Raw genomic sequence first — 557 nt, 5'->3', positions numbered from 1 at the left:
CTATGCGGCAGCCGTCTTGCGCAATTGTTCGTCCACGACTTCCACCCAATGCCGAACCGGCGTGTCGGTGCCGCTTTGCAGGTGGCCGATGCAGCCGATGTTGGCGGACAGGATCACATCCGGCCCGCCCGCCGCGATGGCGCCCAGCTTGCGGTCGCGCAGTTCCAGCGCGATGTCCGGATTCAGCACCGAATAAGCGCCCGCCGACCCGCAGCACAAGTGCTTGTCGGCGAACGGCAGCAATTCGAACCCCAGATCCACCAACAGCTGCTCCGACAACGGCCGCAGCCCTTGCCAGTGCTGCAAGGTGCAGGGCGGATGGAACGCGGCGCGCGTGCCGACGGGCAAGCGCGCGCGCAGTTGGTCGGCATGCGGCGCCACGATCTCGGCCACGTCCTTGACCAGCGCGACGATATCCGCGGCCTTCTGGGCGTATGCCGGATCATGCTTCAGGTGATGCGCGTATTCCTTCACCATCGCGCCGCACCCGGACGCGTTCATGACGATGGCCTCGACGCCGCCGTCCTGGACCAATGGCCACCAGGCGTCGCCGTTGG

Annotated in this window: 1 protein-coding gene; it reads right to left on the bottom strand. The window is 66.8% G+C overall.

Annotated elements, in window-relative coordinates; translation table 11 throughout:
• The coding region (locus ACE039_RS17790; RefSeq protein ID WP_485822949.1) for a heterodisulfide reductase-related iron-sulfur binding cluster at positions 1-557 on the bottom strand (557 nt) is incomplete at its 5' end.

Source organism: Achromobacter maghribensis (assembly GCF_057334215.1).
The sequence above is the reverse complement of the archived record's forward strand: the minus strand, read 5'-3'. Positions and strand labels throughout refer to the sequence as shown.